This is a genomic window from Meiothermus cerbereus DSM 11376, assembly GCF_000620065.1.
Classification (GTDB): Bacteria; Deinococcota; Deinococci; order Deinococcales; family Thermaceae; genus Meiothermus; species Meiothermus cerbereus.
In genome coordinates this window covers 14,086-32,166 of sequence record NZ_KK211062.1, presented here as the reverse complement: position 1 = coordinate 32,166, position 18,081 = coordinate 14,086, and the positions used below count along the sequence as shown (strand labels likewise).

General features: G+C 62.6%; 16 protein-coding genes and 1 tRNA gene. 7 read left to right on the top strand and 10 right to left on the bottom strand.

Annotated features, from left to right (window positions below):
* Positions 1 to 2: 2 nt before the first annotated feature.
* The gene (locus Q355_RS0114095; RefSeq protein WP_027878366.1) at positions 3 to 764 is read right to left on the bottom strand and encodes a metallophosphoesterase family protein; all 762 of its coding nucleotides are present in this window, start codon (positions 762 to 764) and stop codon (positions 3 to 5) included.
* A gap of 137 nt (positions 765 to 901) precedes the next feature.
* Between Q355_RS0114095 and Q355_RS0114090 the strand changes: the two genes are divergently transcribed.
* Together Q355_RS0114090 and Q355_RS0114085 are read left to right on the top strand one after the other, a co-directional pair.
* A complete protein-coding gene (locus tag Q355_RS0114090) occupies positions 902 to 1,492 on the top strand; it encodes a hypothetical protein (RefSeq protein ID WP_027878365.1) in 591 nt (196 codons plus the stop codon).
* A 27-nt stretch (positions 1,493 to 1,519) separates the two neighbouring features.
* On the top strand, positions 1,520 to 1,729 hold the full coding sequence (locus tag Q355_RS0114085; protein ID WP_027878364.1) for a hypothetical protein: 210 nt from the start codon (positions 1,520 to 1,522) through the stop codon (positions 1,727 to 1,729).
* A gap of 303 nt (positions 1,730 to 2,032) precedes the next feature.
* Here Q355_RS0114085 and trhA read toward each other — a convergent pair whose 3' ends face one another.
* A complete protein-coding gene (gene trhA / locus Q355_RS0114080; RefSeq protein WP_051529455.1) occupies positions 2,033 to 2,692 on the bottom strand; it encodes a PAQR family membrane homeostasis protein TrhA in 660 nt (219 codons plus the stop codon).
* Between the two features lie 151 nt (positions 2,693 to 2,843).
* On the opposite strand from trhA, the gene Q355_RS0114075 reads away from it, so the two are divergent.
* Positions 2,844 to 4,058: a PQQ-dependent sugar dehydrogenase gene (locus tag Q355_RS0114075; RefSeq protein WP_027878362.1), complete on the top strand. Its 1,215-nt coding sequence runs from the start codon at positions 2,844 to 2,846 to the stop codon at positions 4,056 to 4,058.
* Between the two features lie 65 nt (positions 4,059 to 4,123).
* Here the strand turns inward: Q355_RS0114075 and Q355_RS0114070 are convergent, their stop codons facing one another.
* A complete protein-coding gene (locus Q355_RS0114070; RefSeq protein ID WP_027878361.1) occupies positions 4,124 to 6,496 on the bottom strand; it encodes a glutamine--tRNA ligase/YqeY domain fusion protein in 2,373 nt (790 codons plus the stop codon).
* 96 nt (positions 6,497 to 6,592) lie between these two features.
* On the bottom strand, positions 6,593 to 7,636 hold the full coding sequence (locus Q355_RS0114065; protein WP_027878360.1) for a Gfo/Idh/MocA family protein: 1,044 nt from the start codon (positions 7,634 to 7,636) through the stop codon (positions 6,593 to 6,595).
* Between the two features lie 159 nt (positions 7,637 to 7,795).
* Here Q355_RS0114065 and Q355_RS0114060 point away from each other — a divergent pair, with 159 nt between their 5' ends.
* Genes Q355_RS0114060 through Q355_RS0114050 form a run of 3 tightly spaced genes read left to right on the top strand, consistent with a single transcriptional unit; the run spans position 7,796 to position 10,508 of the window.
* On the top strand, positions 7,796 to 8,836 hold the full coding sequence (locus Q355_RS0114060) for an oxidoreductase (RefSeq protein ID WP_027878359.1): 1,041 nt from the start codon (positions 7,796 to 7,798) through the stop codon (positions 8,834 to 8,836).
* Positions 8,833 to 9,324 (top strand): heme-degrading domain-containing protein, encoded by a 492-nt coding sequence (locus tag Q355_RS0114055; protein WP_027878358.1) that lies wholly within the window; start codon positions 8,833 to 8,835, stop codon positions 9,322 to 9,324. Before Q355_RS0114060 ends, Q355_RS0114055 begins: the two co-directional genes overlap by 4 nt.
* A complete protein-coding gene (locus tag Q355_RS0114050; protein WP_027878357.1) occupies positions 9,321 to 10,508 on the top strand; it encodes an aminotransferase class V-fold PLP-dependent enzyme in 1,188 nt (395 codons plus the stop codon). The genes Q355_RS0114055 and Q355_RS0114050 overlap by 4 nt, the downstream gene beginning before the upstream one ends.
* A gap of 252 nt (positions 10,509 to 10,760) precedes the next feature.
* Here Q355_RS0114050 and Q355_RS0114045 read toward each other — a convergent pair.
* Positions 10,761 to 10,851: transfer RNA gene (locus Q355_RS0114045), tRNA-Ser, on the bottom strand.
* 64 nt (positions 10,852 to 10,915) lie between these two features.
* Here Q355_RS0114045 and Q355_RS0114040 point away from each other — a divergent pair.
* The gene (locus Q355_RS0114040; protein WP_027878356.1) at positions 10,916 to 11,581 is read left to right on the top strand and encodes a PIG-L deacetylase family protein; all 666 of its coding nucleotides are present in this window, start codon (positions 10,916 to 10,918) and stop codon (positions 11,579 to 11,581) included.
* Here the strand turns inward: Q355_RS0114040 and Q355_RS16070 are convergent.
* The 5 genes from Q355_RS16070 to Q355_RS0114015 form a co-directional block, all read right to left on the bottom strand.
* Positions 11,484 to 12,815: a chloride channel protein gene (locus Q355_RS16070; protein ID WP_036259687.1), complete on the bottom strand. Its 1,332-nt coding sequence runs from the start codon at positions 12,813 to 12,815 to the stop codon at positions 11,484 to 11,486. The genes Q355_RS0114040 and Q355_RS16070 overlap by 98 nt on opposite strands.
* 37 nt (positions 12,816 to 12,852) lie before the next feature.
* Complete coding sequence (locus Q355_RS0114030) at positions 12,853 to 13,902, bottom strand: amidohydrolase family protein (RefSeq protein WP_084496147.1); 1,050 nt, start codon at positions 13,900 to 13,902, stop codon at positions 12,853 to 12,855.
* Between the two features lie 84 nt (positions 13,903 to 13,986).
* Complete coding sequence (locus tag Q355_RS0114025; protein ID WP_027878354.1) at positions 13,987 to 14,781, bottom strand: GNAT family N-acetyltransferase; 795 nt, start codon at positions 14,779 to 14,781, stop codon at positions 13,987 to 13,989.
* A 21-nt stretch (positions 14,782 to 14,802) separates the two neighbouring features.
* Complete coding sequence (gene menC / locus Q355_RS0114020; protein ID WP_027878353.1) at positions 14,803 to 15,915, bottom strand: o-succinylbenzoate synthase; 1,113 nt, start codon at positions 15,913 to 15,915, stop codon at positions 14,803 to 14,805.
* A gap of 390 nt (positions 15,916 to 16,305) precedes the next feature.
* Positions 16,306 to 17,961, bottom strand: coding sequence for a S8 family peptidase (locus tag Q355_RS0114015; RefSeq protein ID WP_027878352.1), 1,656 nt, complete (start codon positions 17,959 to 17,961; stop codon positions 16,306 to 16,308).
* Between the last annotated feature and the right edge of the window lie 120 nt (positions 17,962 to 18,081).

Sequence of the window (18,081 nt, the reverse complement as noted above, 5' to 3'; positions counted from 1 at the left end):
CGCTACTTGCCCAGCACCAGCCGCTCGTAGAGCCACATGGGAAATTGCTCGTGGTGCAGCCGGGCCAGCACATGCTCGAGGTTGTACTTGGCGCGGTAAAACTCCACGGAGCCTTCTTCTGCATCCCAGATTGCATAAGCGGCGCCAACCACGCCGTCTCGAGGCTGGCCGGTTGAACCGGGGTTCACGATGGCGCGGGCTCTGGGGGCGAGGATCAGCTCGCCGCCGTGGGCGTAGCGGTTGTAGCGCACCCAGCGCCCTTGTGTGCTTCCTTCGGTGGTAGCGCGCCCCGAAGGTGCGTCCAGGGTCAGGTAACTTCCAGCTAGATGGGTATGCCCGTGAAAGATCCAGCGGTGCTTTACCTTTTCAAACACATCCCGGGCCTGCTCAATCTCTTCCAGATAAGCCAGGGGGTCGAGGGGGCTGCCGTGCACCAGCAGGGCTCCTTCCACTTCGGCGATCCAGGGCAGTCTGGACAGGTATTCCCGGTTCTCAGGGCTGATACGCTCGGCCTGCCAGGACAGAATTTCCAGTACCGGTCCCTCAATCTGCATAGACTTGATTTCCAGCAACCAGATGTCGTGGTTGCCCATTATCCCCGTGGCATTCACCGAGCGCAACCAGTCCAGTACCCGGTTGGCGTCGGGGTAGTAGCCAACGGCGTCGCCCAGGAAGAGCACCTGGTCGTAGCCTCGAGCTTCCTTGAGGACGGCCTCGAGGGCGGGCCAGTTGCCATGTAGGTCGGAGACAATCAGATAGCGCACAGCCTCACCATCATACCCAGCTACACCAGATAATACGAACCCACCTAAAGCGCCCTGTTAAGGTCGGGCCAGAGCCGACCGGCTTTTCGTGCTACACCGGTAGCATACATCCTGGCAAAAGAGGTTATCCTTCTGGTGTGCAGACCTTAACCCCAAATACCGAATGGCTGGAGTCCTGGCTGGCAGAACACACCCGAACTTTTGTGGATGAGTTTGGTAGCTTTTATGCCTGGCTCGAGGGTTCGCATGGTGGCGATACCTTGCTGCTGTGGATGAGCAGACCAATGTTGGAGAAAGTGCTGCCTCAACTGCCCAAACGCTTCAAGGGCCGAATCGTGCTGGGCCTTGATGCCTCTGAAGGCCACGCTGCGCCTTTTGCCAGGGCTTTACACTGGGCCAATCCCCGCTGGGCGCTGGTGGTGATGCCGGGGGAGGGTTTGGGCCTTGCTTTCCCTGGCGGTAAGGAGGCTGCCGAGGGGGAGTGGGCGCCATGGCACGACCCGCGGGAAGCCCGGCAGCTCGAGGTGGTACTCCGGCCCGAGTTTAGCTACCTCGAGCACAGGGCCTATGCCCCCTGGGAAGCCCCAGCCCCGGCGTCTTTGCCCACGCTCGTGGGGCCAGCGGTCGGGGCGGTGGGCTGGGAGCGGGGTATACCCACTTATGGCCTGGGTTTGGTAGGCTTAGACAGGAGTTTGCAAACCCTGCTGGAAGCCTGGCGTATGTGCTAACCAGTAAGGGGTATAGGAGGGAGAAAAGTGCTGTTTGCAATCATCTTCACGGTTCTTGCGGTTATGGTTACCTGGCTGCTGTACCTGGCTCTGCGCCCCCGTGCCCTCGAGGTCGAGAGCGAAACGGCCGACCTTCGCTACATCGCCATGGCCCTGATCCTCATCATCCTGACGGCGGCTGCAGTGGCCTCGATGCTTATCCTGGGCAAGCTAGGCCAGGTTAGCATAGGTTTTTAGAGCGCTCTTCACATGCGAAGAGCGCGATAAAGCCTATTCCTGTCGTAGTGTGCGAATGTCTTTGATTTGTTCTTTTTGTTGGGGCTCCCACCTGAAGCTGTGTCAGGAACTGCCCTTGCATCCGGTCGGCTTTGACCTGCTCTAAACAGAAAGCTTCAGGTGGGGTTCATATAAGCGTTAAGAACCGGAATGGTTCTGCGGAGCCTTCGTGTCCAGCCGGTTTTACCTGAACCAAACTGAAAGCTTCGGGTGAGGTGGTTCCCCGAGGGTACAACGCCGGTGGGGTTCTGGCCCTACCGGAGATTAGTTCAGGTACAGGGCCAAAACAGCAAAATACATGCCCAGGCTTCCCAGCAGCACAAATACGTGCCAGATGCCGTGAAAACCTATCCGTTCGGGCAGCAGGTTGGGCCATTTGGCGGCGTAGACCACCGCGCCCAGGCTGTAGGCCAGGCCGCCCGCAATCAGGAAGCCCAGGGCCCAGGGGTTCAGAGCCAGCTTGGGCAGGAAAAACACCGCAAGCCAGCCCATGCCTAGATAGGTGGCGGTGTACAACCAGCGCGGGGCTTTGAGCGTGACCAGTTTGAGGCCTATGCCTAAAACTGCCAGTCCCCAGACCAGCCCCAGGGCCCAGGGCCGCCAGGAAGGCTCCATGGCCTGCAGCAGCACCGGTGTATAGGTGCCTGCAATGAAGAGAAAGATGGCGGCGTGGTCGAGCTTGCGTAGCCACAACAAGGCCTGCTCCGAGACCTGCAAAGCGTGGTACAGGGCCGAGGAGGTGTACATCAGGATCATGGACAGGCCGAACACCAGCGCGCCAGCAACTTTGGCCGGATTGCCCTGAGCAAAAAACAACAACACGACCATACCGGCCAGGCCCAGCACCACACCAACAGCGTGGGAGTAGGTATTGAAAGGTTCACGAACAGCGATACCAGGGGTTGTAGGGTGGGTACTTTTCATAGTTTTTGCTTTGAAGCGCATACCACTGGGTGGCATCTTCCTTAAGGCAGTGTAGCACCAGACTATGAGATACCTACAGGCCTAAGGAGCTGGCCTGGGGTACGATGCGTTCTCATCGAAGTTTTCCTAGATTTGCTACCCTGAACCACAGATGACCCACTGGGACAGATGGGTGTGGGTAGCTGCGCTGGCCGTGGCCGGAGTCGTGTGGTTTGCCTCGAGGCCCCCAGCACAACCTGCGCCCGACGAGGCTGCCCGCCGCATTCGACTGCCGCCCGGATTTGCCATTCAGATTTTTGCCGAAAACCTCGAGGGCGCGCCCCGCATGATGAGCGTGGGGCCCGATGGGCAACTGTACCTGACCCTGATGTACGGAGGCCAGGTGGTGCGTCTGCCGGACCAGAACCGCGATGGTCGGGCCGATAGGGTAGAGGTTGTTGCGAACAATCTGGAGTTACCGCACGGGATCGAGTGGCACCAGGGCTGGCTGTACGTGGCGACCAGCACCACGGTGGTTCGGTTGCGGCCAAGGGGGCGCGGGTGGGTACAGGAAACGGTGGTTTCGGATCTCCCAGGCCCCTCGGGGCACTTTACCCGGACCCTGCACGTGGGGCCCGACGGCAAGCTCTATGTCTCGGTGGGCTCCGAGACCAACTTTGGCCCCGAGCGCGACCCGCGCCGGGCAGCCATTTTGCGCTTTAACCCCGATGGAAGCCTGCCTGCCGACAACCCCTTTCTGCAAGACCCCGACCCCCGCCGCCGGGCGGTCTGGGCCGAGGGGCTCAAAAACAGCGTGGACTTCACCTGGACTCCCAGGGGCGAACTCTGGGCCACCCACAACGGCACCGACCACCTGGGCGACGACCTGCCGCCCGAGGAGGTGATTGTGGCGGTGCAGCCGGGGGGCTTTCATGGCTGGCCCTACTGCTACACGCCGGGTTTGGGCCTAAACCTGAAGGCCGAGCGGGCCGAAGTTCCCGACCCCCGCACCCAGGGCTTCGACTGCCGCAAAGCGGTTCCGGCCATCTTTACCGCACCGGCCCATTCGGCCCCGCTGGGGATGACCTGGGGCTCCAAGAGCCACTTTCCCCCGGAGTACCGCAATAGCCTCTTTATTGCCTACCACGGCTCGCTGGGGGTGCAGAACCCGGCCAACTACCGCGACTGCAAAATTGAACGCTTTGAGATTCAAAACGGGCTGCCGCTGCGTGCGGAGGTGTTTGCGACCGGCTGGCGCGAGCCCGGCCAGATGTGCCGCGATGCCTGGGGCCGCCCGGTGGGGCTGGTAATCGGCGCGGATGGTGCGATGTATGTCTCGGACGCCAGGGGCGGGCGGGTTTACCGCATCTGGTACAGGGGCCGCTGAGCTTGGGGTATGTGCGATACTCCAGAACAACCTATCTGCGAGGTGGTTGTGCCCTGTTGCTCGCGCTAGCCTAGCTTTCGGCTTATTAGCTCCTGCACCCGCTTTGGGTTGGCCTGCCCCTGGGTTTCGCGCATGACCTGGCCCACAAAAAAGCCCATCAGACCGCTCTTGCCGGCGCGGTAGGCCGCCACTTTATCGGGGTTTTCGGCCAGGATGCGCTCCACAATGGGCTCGAGGGCCCCCAGGTCGCTCACCTGCCTTAGCCGTTTCTGCTGGACGATTTCCAATGGGTCTTGGCCCGTTTGCAGAGCTTCGGCCAGCACATCCTTGGCGATGCGGGTATTGATTTCTCCGGCCTCGAGCAGCCTGACCAGTCCGGCCAGCCCGGCGGGGGCAATTTTGGCTTCGCCGGAGCGCAGGGCAGCACCTAAGTCGTTGACGACCCAGTGGGCCAATGCCGACAACGGGGCCGACTGGGCCGCTTGCAGCAGGAAGTCGGCCAGCCGGGGCTCGCGGGCCAGTATCCGTGCTTCGGCCTCGTGGATGCCCTGGGCCATAAAGTTTTGCAGAACGGACTGCTGCTTTGGGGTTAGTTGCGGTTCGGACTGGGGGGCGGGGCTGGAGACTTTGGCGCTGGCCGGGGTTTTGGCTTCCCCAGTGCGTTTTGCTTCCTGCTCGCGTGCAGCGGTACGTGCCCAGGTGTCCTTGAGGGTTACGATGCGGTTGAAGACCAGCGCTTCGGGCTTGGAGTCGAGGGGGTCTTGCCAGAAGTAGCCGTTGCGCTCGAGCTGGTAGCGGGTTTCCTTGGGGTCTTTGAGTACGCTGGGCTCGATGTAACCGTGCACGACCTCGAGGCTTTTGGGGTTCACAAAGCGAAGGAAGTCGTGGTCGTCGGGGGTCTCGTGCTCGTCCTCGAGCTCTTTGGCCTCGGCCTCGGGGTGGGGTACGGTAAAAAGCCGGTCGTAGAGGCGAAACTCGGCGGGCACGGCCTCGCTGGCGCTCACCCAGTGAATCACCCCGGCGGCCTTGGCCTCCTCCAGCAGGGTGCAGTGAAGCTCGGTCACCTGGCCGTTCTGGTCGGTTTGGTAGGTGTCGCAGCGAACCACCCCGGCCATCTTCAGCCGCACCGTGCCGCCAGGGACCAGGCGCTTGAAACCTTTGGGCGGGTTGAGGGCGAAGTCGTCGGCTTCGATGTAAATTTCGCGGGTGAGGGTCACCTGGCGCACGGCTTCCTCGGGCCGCACGCGCTCGCCACTGGGCAGGGCCACCAGGCCGTCAGGGGACTCCTCGATCACGTCGTGGGGCCAGTAGGGGAGGCTAACGGTTCTGGGCTCGGTCAGGTTGGTGAGCACCACCTTGAGGGGGTGCAGCACCGCCATGACCCGCGGGGCGGTGGTGTTGAGGTCGTCGCGGATGGCTCCTTCCAAGAGGGCGATGTCCACCGTGCGGTTGGTGCGAGAAATACCGACCTGCCCGGCAAAGCGGCGGATGGCCTGGGGCCGCACCCCCCGGCGCCGCTGCCCGGCCAGGGTGGGCATGCGGGGGTCGTCCCAGCCCCGCACATAGCCCCCTTCCACCAGCTTGCGCAGCTTGCGCTTGGAGACCACGGTGTACTCGAGGCTACGGCGGCCAAACTCATACTGATGCGGACGGGGGGTCTGGTGAAGGGGTGGCTCGCCCCAGAGGTGGTCCATCAGCCAGTCGTAGATGGCCCGGTTGTCCACAAACTCGAGGCTGCACAGGCTATGCGTGACCCCATCCAGAGCATCGGTGGTGGCCTGGGCGAAATCGTAGGAAGGGTAGATGCACCACTGCTGGCCGGTGCGGTAGTGCTCGGCATGAACGATGCGGTACAGCACCGGGTCGCGCAGCTTCATGTTGGGGCTGGCGAGGTCTATCTTGGCCCGGAGTACGTGGGCACCGTTGGGGAACTCTCCGGCCCGCATGCGCCGGAACAAATCCAGATTCTCTTCCACACTGCGGTTGCGGTAGGGGCTGGGCGTACCGGGTTTGTCCACTGTACCGCGCAGCCGGGCCATCTCCTCGGGCGAGACGCTGTCCACATAGGCCAGGCCCTTCTGGATGAGCCGCTCGGCCATCTGGTAAAGCTGCTCGAAGTAGTTAGAAGCATAGCTTACCTCTGGCCCCCAGTCCCAGCCCAGCCAGCGCATGTCGGCGATCAGGGCCTCGGCGTACTCGGCCTTTTCGGCCTCGGGGTTGGTGTCGTCCATACGCAAGCGGCACTCCCCACCGTAATCGTGGGCGATGCCAAAGTCGATGTAGCTGGCAATGGCGTGCCCCAGGTGGGCGTAGCCGTTGGGCTCGGGGGGGAAGCGGGTCACGATTTTCTGGTAGCGACCTGCTTTCAGGTCTTCATCGATAATCTCGGTGATGAAGTTAGGACTTACCAGGCGGGGTTTGGTCGTAGAAGTGCTCATGCCAACATGCAAAGAATACACTGCCTTATACACCAGGCCCAAGTAGCCCGTTCACGTAGAGCCCGACCGTTTGTGCAGTTTGTGCTTTGGGTCAGCTCAAACCGATACCCAGGTGTTTTGCTGGCTACTTAGCACACACGCGTCAATCACTTGTTGGGCCATGAGGCCGTCCTCGAGGCTGGGCGTGGGTTGCTGGTTTTTGGCGATGCTCTCCAGGAAGCGCCGGGCCAGCTCGATGAACTGAAAGTGTCCCCAGGAGGTCTCGGGGTTGCGCCCCCGCAACAGGCTGGGGTCGGGGGGCACAGCTTGGTACTGGCCGGGGCGCTTCGCTAACAAAAGTTGGGCGCTTTGTCCGCTGCCCCACAGGGCAGGGGAGAGCTTGAGCGCCCCTTGGGTGCCCTGGACTTCGAGCTCGAGCCGTTGATCGCCCCCGATGTGCACCCTCGAGAGCGAGAACATTCCGCTAGCCTCGCCCAGACGGGCCAGCACCGCCCCTTCGTCGTAGTTGCTGACGGGGTCGGGCCGCTGTAGGTGAATGTGGCCCTGGGCCATCACCTGGGTGAACTCGAGGCCCGTTACCATCCGCACCAGGTCGAATAGATGGGCCCCCAGGTCGGCCACGGCGCCCCCCGCTCCGCCGGTCTCGGCTTTGGCCCGCCAGGTGGTGGGGCCGCTGGGGTCGCCCATGTAGCCCCCGTGGAAGTAGCCCCGTAGATAAAGAACATCCCCAATCTCACCTGCCTGCACCAGGGCCTGCGCGGTCTCGGCGGCCAGGTCGCCCCGGCTGGTGAAGGCCGTCAGGCCTATGCGCTGGTGCTGCTGGGCCGCTGCTACCAGGGCCCGCCCTTCCTCCACTGTGCGGGCCAGGGGCTTATCCATGAAGAGGTGCTTGCCCGCCTGCAGGGCCTGGATGCCCAGCGGGGCGTGGGTGTCGTCGGTGGTGGATATGGCTACGGCGTCGCAGAGTTGCAGTAGGTCGTCGTAGCGCTCAAAGGCCTGGGTGCCAAAGGCTGCGGCCAGTTTTTGGGCATGGGCGGGGGTGCGGCTGTAGATGCCTGCAATCTGCGCCCCAGCATCTCTGAATGCGGGCAGATGAGCAAACCCGGCCCACCAGCCGGCACCTACGATTCCAATCCTCACAGCGACCTCACGGGATAATGCCTTTCAACCTGGTGTTCTATTGGTTGGTTGGCTACCGCTACATTACCGCCTACCCCATATAGCTGGCAAGTTGGGGCCTCAGCGCGTTAGGCTAGAGCAAATGATGGATCGTGTGGTTTTGCAGGTAGAAGAGGTGCTATGACCCTACCCATTCATGTCGCACTCATTGGCTACGGCATGGCCGGAAAAGTCTTTCATGCACCGCTGATTCAGGCTGTGCCAGGCCTGCACCTGGTGACTATCCAGAGCAGTCAGCCCGCAAAAGTACGCGCCGACTGGCCCGAAGTTTGGGTGAGCGCTACTTTCGAGGAGGTCATTAGCAGCCCCCTCATTGACCTGGTGGTGATTGCCACCCCCAACTCCACCCACTTCGAGCTAGCGCGGCGTGCCCTGGAAGCAGGCAAGCATGTGGTGGTGGACAAGCCCTTTACCCTTAATGCCCACCAGGCCCGCACCCTGGCTGAACTGGCCGAAGCCCAGGGACGGGTGCTCTCGGTTTTCCAGAACCGTCGCTGGGACGGCGATTTTCTGACCCTGCGCAAAATTGTGGAAGCCGGAACCCTGGGGGAGGTGGTCTACTTCGAGTCGCACTTTGACCGCTACCGCCGAGAGGTGCAGAACCGCTGGCGCGAGCAGGCTGGCCCTGGCAGTGGCATCTGGTACGACCTGGGGCCCCACCTGGCTGACCAGGCCCTGCTGCTTTTTGGCTGGCCAGAGGCCATCTTCGCCGACATCGGCATGCAGCGGCAGGGGGCCCAGGCCCCCGATTACTTTCACGTGCTGCTGCGCTACTCGAGGCTGCGGGTGGTGCTGCACGCCAGCGCCCTGGTGCCGGGGGGTAGCCCACGCTTTGTGATCCACGGAACCCAGGGCAGTCTGGTGCAGTATGGCCTGGATACTCAGGAAAAAGCCCTTAAAGACGGCCTGCGTCCGGGTGCGCCAGGCTGGAAGCCCGAGGGAAGCGAGGCTTGGCTCTACCGGCCCGAGCAGGCCCCGGAGCCTGTTTTTGTCGAGGTCGGCGATTACCGGCGTTACTACGAGAGTGTGCGGGACGCTATTCGGGGCCAAGGGCCCAACCCGGTGCCGCCCGAGCAGGCGGTGCGACTGATGGAGTTGCTCGATGCTGCCCATAAAAGCGCCCTCGAGCGCCGAGAGATTGCCCTGGAGGGTCAGGTATGAATGTCGAACAGGATCTGAAGGTTATTGCCGAACAGGAAGCCCGCCTGCGCTTCGAGCGCTTTGACCCCGCCATAGCCTGGATGCTGGGGCAGCGGCTCAAAGAGACCGCCGAGCGCCTTCACGGCGTGATTGCCATGGACATCAGCCTATTTGCCCAGCCCCTGTTCTACTACGCCATGCCCGGCACCACCCCCGACAACGCCGACTGGATTCGGCGCAAGCGCAACGTGGTGCAGCGCTTTCACCGCAGTTCCTATGCGGTGGGGCTTTGGCTCAAACAGAAGGAGAGCAGCCTCGAGGAACGTGGACTGGATGTTCGCGAGTATGCCGCCCACGGGGGGAGCTTTCCCATCTTCGTGCAGGGGGCGGGCTGCATTGGGGCCATTACGGTCTCGGGGCTGCCCCAGCGCGAAGACCACGAGCTGGTGGTGGAGGTGCTGGCCGACTACCTGAAGCTGCCCTACGAAGAGCTGGCCTTAGACCCATGAACCCATCGGTGCTGACCAGCTTTGGCCGGGGGATGTTGGCCCACTGGCCCCTGGAGCCCGACATCGTCTACCTCAACCACGGCACGGTGGGGGCCACCCCCCGGCGGGTGCTGGCGGTGCAGCAGGCCCTGCGCGAAGAGATGGAGCAGCAGCCCGCGCGTTTCTTGCTAAGGGAGCTGTGCGGCCTCTCGGGCCCCTCCGACCGGGCTGTTCCCCGGTTGCGGGAGGCCGCTTCTGCAGTAGCCCGTTTTATGGGGGCCCAGGGGCAAGACCTGGTGTTTGTGGATAACGCCACCACCGGGGTCAATGCAGTGCTGGGCTCGCTCGAGCTCAAGCCCGGCGACGAAATCCTGATCACCAACCTGGCCTACGGTGCGGTGCGCAACGCGGCGGCCTTTGTGGCCGAGCGCCAGGGGGCCCGTTTGGTTACGCTCGAGCTGCCCTTTCCGGTGGCCGAGCCTGCACTTTACCTGAACCGACTGGCCCAGGCCCTCACCCCCCGCACCCGCCTGGCCATCCTCGACCACATCACCTCCGAGACCGCCCTGGTGCTCCCTCTGGCCGAGATGGCGGCTTGCTGCCGGGCGGCGGGGGTGCCGGTGCTGGCCGATGGCGCCCATGCGCCGGGGGCCATTCCCCTGGATATCCCCCGCCTGGGGGTGGACTACTACACCGGCAACCTGCACAAGTGGGCCCTGGCCCCCAAAGGCTGCGGTTTTTTGTGGGTCGCTCCCGAGCGGCAGCAGGGCCTCCATCCGCCCGTTATCTCCTGGGGTTTGGGGCAGGGCTTTGTGCAGGAGTTCGACTGGGTCGGCACCAAAGACCCCACGCCCTTTCTGGCGGCCCCGGCGGCGCTGGCGCTGATGCAAGAATGGGGCCTCGAGGCCATGCAGACCTACAACCACCATCTAGCACGGCAGGCCCTGGCCTGGCTCAGCGCCCGCTGGGGGTTTGAACCTCCGGCCCCCGAGGCTATGCTGGGCTGTATGGTCACGCTGCCTCTACCGGCTGCTTTGGGCACAACCCGAGAAGATGCGGTGCGTCTGCAGTACGCCCTGTTGTACGAACACCGGATTGAAGCCCCCATCCTGAGTCTTGGCGGACGCTTATGGGTGCGGATTTCGGCCCAGGTCTACAACAGCCTAGAGGACGTGGAGGCCCTGGCCCGGGCCCTGGGGGCCTAAAACAAATAGGAGTTACGCACTTGAGTGAGGATTTGGGGGGAACAAGATTGATAAAATCGCGTACAGAACGGCATTTACCCGAATCCTAACGTACCTGCGTTTACAAGGTATAACGATTCCAGAAACAAGAAGCCCACAACGTCAATAAAACACGATTCCGACGGGCTGAAGTGAGGAGCCAGCCTATGGTTTTGTCAACGTTCAACTGCGTAAGTCCTAACAAAAAAGCCATCCGCTGGCGGATGGCTTCCCTGGCGGAGTGGGAGGGATTCGAACCCTCGATACGGAGAACCCGTATACACGCTCTCCAGGCGTGCCCCTTCAACCACTCGGGCACCACTCCAGGGCAACGTTGAGTGTACAGGGCAGTATTAGGAGCGTCAAGCTTTGGCGTTATACTCTTGTGCGTGCGCTTGCTAGCTGTCTTCCCTCATCCAGACGACGAAATAGGAGTTTCCGGTACCTTGGCCAAGCATGTCATGCGAGGCGATGCGGCCAAAATTCTCTGGCTCACTCGAGGCGAGCTGGCCAGCCAGTTTGGCCAGATGTCCCCCGACGAGGTCGCGCGTATCCGCGAGGGGCACGGGCATACCGTGGCCCAGATGATTGGCGCAGAGGCGCAGTTTCTCGACTTTGCCGACTCGAGCCTGACCGGAGGCCGCGAAGAGGCCCTGGCCATCGCCCAGGTGATGGCGGCCTGGAAGCCCGATGTGGTCTTTACCTGGAACCCCTACGATGTCCACCCCGACCACCGGGCCGCCTACTGGGCCACCCTCTCGGCGCTCAAGTTCTGCCGCATTCCCAAGCTGGTGGGGGAGCCCTACCGCGAGCCCGTGCGGCTGCTGCACTACTACCGCAGCGATATTCCCAGGCCTGCGGTGTATGTGGATGTGGGCGAGGAAGGCCAGGCGGTGGCCGAACAGGTGTTCAGTTTTTACCGCGACTTTTACCAGTGGGAGTACAGCCTGGAGGCCTTCAGGGCGAATCGCTCGAGGCTGGGGGCGGAGGCTTCAGTAAAGTTTGCGGAGCGTTTTCAGGCTGAGGCTCCGCTGGCGCTTCCTTATCTTGGTTGAGCTCCATATCCTCAAAACTTCCACGGGGGCTGGTAAAGGTATAGGCTGCAAATGCGCCAATCAGCGTGAGCGGCAACAGGCTATACCCGCCAATTTCGCCTGCCAGCACCACTGCGGCAAAGGGTGCACGGGCGATACCGGCCAGAAGCGAGGCCATACCCACCAGCGCGGCGGTCTGGGGCGAGGGGGCAATGGAGGGAAAAACCTCGCCCAGAAGCTGGGCCAGAATCAGCCCGCTAAGGCCGCCCAGGGTCAGGGCCGGGGTGAGCCGACCACCGTAGGCCCGCACACCGCCACCCAGTATCAGCAAGGCCAGTTGCACCAAGAACAGTACACCCAAAAAAGGCAGCGTCAGGATGGGGGAGGTGCCGAGCTGTACCCAGGGCAGCCCATTGCCGATGGCCTCGGGCATGAGCAGCAACACCACGGCCAGCACCAAGCCGAACAGGGCATGGCGCAGGCCGAATCCCAGACGCCTTAAGTAGCGCTGCAAAACCCGCTCAGACTCGAGCCAGAGCGTCCCTACCCCGGCGCAAACCAGCCCGATGGCCAGGCCAAACAAGAGCTGGGGCCATTCCAGCGGTCCTGGGGGCAGCTCGAGCAGCGGCCCGTAGCCATGAAAAAGCCCATACACGGTAAAGCCGGCCAGGGCCCCAATCAGCGCGGGGGCCAGGGCGCCGACCTCGAGGGCCAGCCCCCGGTAGACGATCTCGCTGGCTAGAAGCGCTCCCGCCATGGGTGCATGAAAGGCCGCGGCAAAGCCCGCAGCCATCCCCGCAAAGGGCAGGAACCGGCTCGACTCCCCCAGCGGGATGCGCCGCCCTAGAGCGCTTCCTATCCACAAACCCAGGGCGGCCATGGGGCCCTCACGGCCCAGCGGGGAGCCCGCTCCGAGCTGAACCAGCGAACCGATAATGCCTCGAAAGTACTCAATGGCCCGTACCGGGCGGCCTGCCCGGTACGCCGCTAAAAGCCAGCCCAGTCCTCGGCCCGAACCCAGGTAGCTCGAGGCGGCGAAGGCCAGGGGCAGCAGCAGGGCCAGCCACCAGAAGGTCGGCCCACGAAAAACCTGGGACAGCCCACCCTCGCCGGGCAGGCCGGGCGGCAGGTAGCCCAGAGTTTCACCCAGCAGGTAGCGCTCGATCAGCCGCAAGATGAATACAAACCCAGCAGCAAAAACGCCGGTCAGAGCCCCGACGAACGCGCTATAGACGATGAGTGAACCAATCTGCATAGTGTCGTTGTGCGGTGTTTTGCAACCGCCGTGCTCGCTACCAGGATTGTACTTGGGAAATTGGTGTTCCGCGGGTGATGCGCGGGGCCTCGAGGCCCAGCACCCGGTAGCCGTTGCGGGTTGCGGCCCGTACCAGCACCCGGGGGTCTACCTGTTCCCACAACAAAAGCGCCTCTTTTCGCACGTCCAGGTCGGGGCTGCTGCTACGCGAGTCGGTGCCCAGGGCGGGCTCGAGCCGGTGCTTCAGGTACAGTTCCCAAGGCATCCGGCCACATTCCAGGCCCGCGTTGCTTCGGGGGCAGGAAACCAGGCGGGTGCCCGACTGGGCCAGCATCTGCACCTCCTCTTCGTCTACCTGAACCCCGTGCACGATGGTTAGGTGCGGCCCCAGCACCCCCAGTTCGGCCAGATAGCGCACGGGGGTGAGGCCAGGCCAGTCCTGATAAGCGGGAAAGCCATACTGCAGGGGTACTTCCTGTAGCGCCCCGCTGCCCTGGGTCATCAGCTCGGTCTCCTCGGGGCTTTCGGCCACGTGCATCTGCAGGGGGAAGCCCTCCAGCCGGGCAATCTCCACCAGCTTTTTGAGCAGAGCCGCGCTCACGTTGTACGGGGTGTGGGGCGAAATGCCCACCCCAACTTGACTATTCTGCTGCCTCCAGTCCGATAACTGCTGGGCGACTTTTTTCGCCACCGAATCTGCCTGACTGGGGTTTCGGTTGATCACTTCCAGGTAAAGCACCCCTGGGAGTGGGCTATGTTCTAGGAGCCATGTGAGCACCTCGGGCTTGTACACGATGTCGCCAAAGCCGCCTACACCGAGCGCCTGAAGCTCACGCAGGCCTCGTTCGGCAGCCTTTACGTTGCGTTCGGAAGCGTGGTCAATCACGTGCCTGATGAAGCTGCTGTAGCTTCCTCGAAAATACGGAACCGTGGACAGATCCAGGTGGGTGTGGGCGTTCACCACCGGCGGCGTGAGGGCTTTGCCTTTGTGCACCAATGGCGTATCAGGATAGGCTTGCTGCAGCTCGTCCAGTTGACCCACTGCCGCTACATGCTGGCCCACCACCACCAGGCCCCCCTCGAGCATGGGCGTGCCAAAGCCCGCATACACCACCTCAGCAGTCCAGATTTCAGGCTTGAGTATCAGGTTATCCTCCCGATGATGTCTGGCTCAATCGTCCCGTTCCAGCACGTAGCGGTTGGGGTTTCGCACAAAGTCCACCGCCCGGTAGCCCTGCTGGAAGTAGTGCTCGAAGACCTCGCGGCTGTGGGTGCGCCAAAGCTGGGCCAGGGGCGGGTTGGTTTGCAAGATCTGGCCCCAGTTCTCGGGTATCTGTACCAGGACGTGCTTTTCGGTCAGGCTCAGCTCGAGCCCTACTGGCACCTCTCTTTCGATCTGGTTGGCCTGGGGCAGGCCCCTGGGGTCAAAGGCAGGGGCGGGGGCGTAGATGCGCTGAAAAACCCTGGGGGAGCAGAGCTCCCATACCGCGTAGGCCCGGTCGGAAGGTGCGCCCGCATTGATGCCGCCCATAGTGCCGTAGCAGTTGGGGATATAGCGGTTGAAAGTAGCCCCCAGCTTGCGAAGGTTGAAATGGGCGTTGAGGCTCCGCAACGGGTCGAAGGTCCAGACCACCCGCAGGTAGCCCTTGCTCAAGGCCCAGTCGCGCTGGTAACGCTTGAGCAGGAGGCCAATCTGGCTGCCCTGAAACTCCGGCAAGACCCCGGCCATGTGGGAGTGGTGTTCGCTCGGGCGGTCGGTGGGGAAGCCGAAGATGAAGCCCACCAGGCGCTCGGTGGCGTTGGGCTCGGGCACATAGGCCCCTGCCAGCAAAGCTCCCTCATGCACCAGGGCCATCAGGGTGCCGGGGCGGATGGTGTCGCTGGGGTCGTTCCAGATGGCCTGCTCGAGCCGGGGAATTTGTGCTATTTCCTCGGGTTCGTGCAGTTCACGAATCACAACGTTCATAAGGCGAGGGCGTTGGGCGTTTTAGCTCCGGGGGGTCACATAGGCCGATTTCTCGGTCAGGCTTTGAATCAGGTCGCGCTTCAGCGTGATGCCCAGGCCGGGGCCTTGCGGCACAGGCATCAGGCCGCTGGTGGCCTCGAGGGCCTCCTCGATGATGTCCTCCTGCCAGTAGCGGCTGGCGCTGCTGGTATCGCCTGGCTTGATGAACATGGGCAACGTGGCCACGTGGATGTTGGCGGCGCGGCCAATGCCGGCCTCCAGCATCCCGCCCATCCAGACCGGCAGGCCGTAGCTCTGGGTGATGTCGTGAATCTTGCGGCTGGCCAGGATACCGCCCACCCGCCCCGGCTTGAGGTTAATCACCCGCCCGGCCCCAATTTCCAGGGCTTTGCGGGCGTCCTCGGGCGAGGTGATGGACTCGTCTAAGCAGATGGAGGTGGAGATGGCCGCCTGCAACTTGGCGTGGTCCAGGATGTCGTCGAAGGCCAGGGGCTGCTCGATATAGTCCAGCCCGGCGGCGTCCAGGGCCTTGAAGGTGGCAATATCGTTTAGGCTGTAGGCCGAGTTGGCATCCACGGTGAGGCTGGCCTCGGGGTAGGCTTCGCGTACCGCCATCACCACCTTGACGTCCCAGCCGGGCTTTATTTTCAGCTTGATGCGCTTATAACCTTCCGCCAGTCCCCGGCCCACCTTCTCGAGAGTGGCCTCGAGGCTGGGTTCTATCCCCAGGCTGATGCCCACCGGAATCTCGGTTCGCACACCGCCCAACACCTTCCAGAGGGGCTGTCCCAGGCTTTTGCACCAGAGGTCCCAGAAGGCCATCTCGAGGGCCGCCTTGGTCATCTTGTTGCCCCTAAAGCCGGCAATCTCGCCCCAGAGCTGCTCGGGGTTGGCGAAGTCTTTGCCCAGCACTTTGGGAAGCAGCAGCTCTTCCAACAGCGCCCAGGCCCCTGGGATGGTCTCCTCGCGGTAGTGGGGTGTGAACTCCATCACGGTCTCGGCGTAGCCCTCGAGGCCCTCGCCGTAGAGCGTCAGGACGATAAGGTGGCGCATGGTCTGCACCCCAAAGGAGGTCTCGAAGCGAAACTTGAGTGGTAGCGAGATCAGGCGGAGGTCGGCTGCTTCGATTTTCATGCCTGTATGCTAACGCGCTGGATGCGAAAAGCCCAGTAAGTGTACCGGATGGTCGGTGTAGACGGTTTTCACAAGCGTCAGTATAGTGAACAAAGTCACAGATTGCAGACTACTGTGACCTGAGTTTTCATGCCAAAATCACAAAAACCGGGCTAACGGTATAGGACGAAACCGACCCAATCTGAAAAATGCTCGCGCCAAGGCCAAAGCAAAAGGAACGCATCAAGGGCGCAAGGTTTTCTTCGGATTAATACCGGATTCAAAAAGATACTCTTCATACAAAAAACATCAAGGGGCTATCTTTTTGAATCCTAGAGCACTCCCTTCGGTCGGGTTAGTTCGTCACCGTTCGGTGACGAACTAACCGAATCTGGTATAACTGGGCCAGCCTTAGCGCAGGAGCTGCTGGATGAGGCCCTGCAAAACCTGCGCCTGCTGCTCGAGGCCCATACGGCCCAGGTCGCCGCTGACAAAGCTGGCCTTGCCTTTACCAAAGGTGCTGGACTCGGCCAGGGGGCGCTGGCTGGGGTCGTTGGTTATGAGCATCAGCCTGCCGCCCTGCTCCACGTAGGCCCGCAGCATCTTGCGCTGGGTTTCTGGCCAGTGGTTGCTCCAGTCGGGCGGCAGAACCCAGACGACCAGTGGGTATTCTGCCACTTTTCCGGCCTCAGGCCGCTTTGTAGGGCTTGCCTGAACCAGGGTACTGCTAAAACCCAGGCCATCCAGGGCCTTTTTTACGGCGTCTACCTCGGAGGCTTCGACCACCAGAAGGGCGGATTTTTTGGGGATGGGCGGGCTATCTGCTGGGGTGTTTGGGGCTGGCTGGCCGACCTGAGGGCTGCTGGGCGGTGCGGGCTTTAGCGCAGCCAGCGCTTCTGCCAGCCGAATCAGGCCCCTGCCGCTGCCAGCAGATGACAGGGGCAGCGCTGCACTAAGCAGGGCTTGCCGCACCTGCTCGGCCTTGAAGCCCCCGGACATCAGCAAGGCCGCACTGCCGGCAGCAATGGCGGTGCTGACGGAGGTTCCACTCATGGCCATATAGCGCCCGCCGGGAATGGTTGAGTGCACGTCCACCCCCGGGGCAACCAGGTCGGGCTTGCTCACCACGGTGTGGTAGGGTGCGCCCCAGCGCACCTCGCCGCGGCTGCTGAATCCAGCAATCTGATTGGCGGGGTTGCTGGCTCCTACCGCCAGCACCCCCGGCATGTTGCCAGGGGAGGCCGGGGCGCCGCCGGAGTTCCCTACCGCAAACACTGGCAATACCCCCATTTGCTTCATGCGTTCGACCACAGGCACAAACTCGCTCCAGCTCCCCTCGAGGCCCAGCGACATCGAAACGATTTGCACGTTTTGCTCGAGCACCCAGTCCAGGCCGCCCAGCACCTGGGCCAGCGTGCCGTAGCCACCCGGTAGAACCAGAGCCGAAACCAGGCGTGCCTCTGGGGCCACACCCACATTGTTGGCCACCAGCAGACCGGCAGTAAAGGTTCCGTGCAGCGAGGAGTCGTAGGGGTCGCTGGGGCGGGCTGTGCCGTCGGTGTCAACCTCTGCAAAGGCGGCTATTTTCCCACGCAGGTCGGGGTGGGATGCATCTACCCCAGTGTCCAGGTGGCCAATGCGGATGCCCTGACCCCGCATCCCAGCCGCCCACAGGCCAGGCACGCCGATGTGCTGTAAGGCCCAGTTGCTTCCACTGTTGACCGGGTTAGCAAGGGCCGAGGCTACGGGCTGGCTGATATGTACCGGGCGGTTTGGGTAGACCCGTCGCACCCCGGGAATCTGGGCCAGGCGACTTACCTGCGACTCCGGTAAGCGTACCAGGAAGCTCTGACTGGCCCAGAACCCCTTGCTAGCCTTGACGCTAAGCCGCCCTTGCATCTGGCCCAGGTGGGCTTTGAGCAGACGCGTGAGTTCGGCCCGGGCCTGCCCTTTGGGTAGTTGTGGCCCATCAAGTTCCACAATTACTTCTACCAGGGCAGGTGCGGCCAGCGTGACTGGGGCCAGCAATGCCAGAAGAATCGGGATGAGCAGTCTTAATAACACCATGCCTTCAGGCTAGGCAGCGCTATGGATCTGAGTTTGAGCGAAAACTAAAGAAATCTTGGGATAGACCTTGAGCCTGGCTTTATCTACCCGGCAATGGTCGGGTTGACCTGTCGCAAAGGC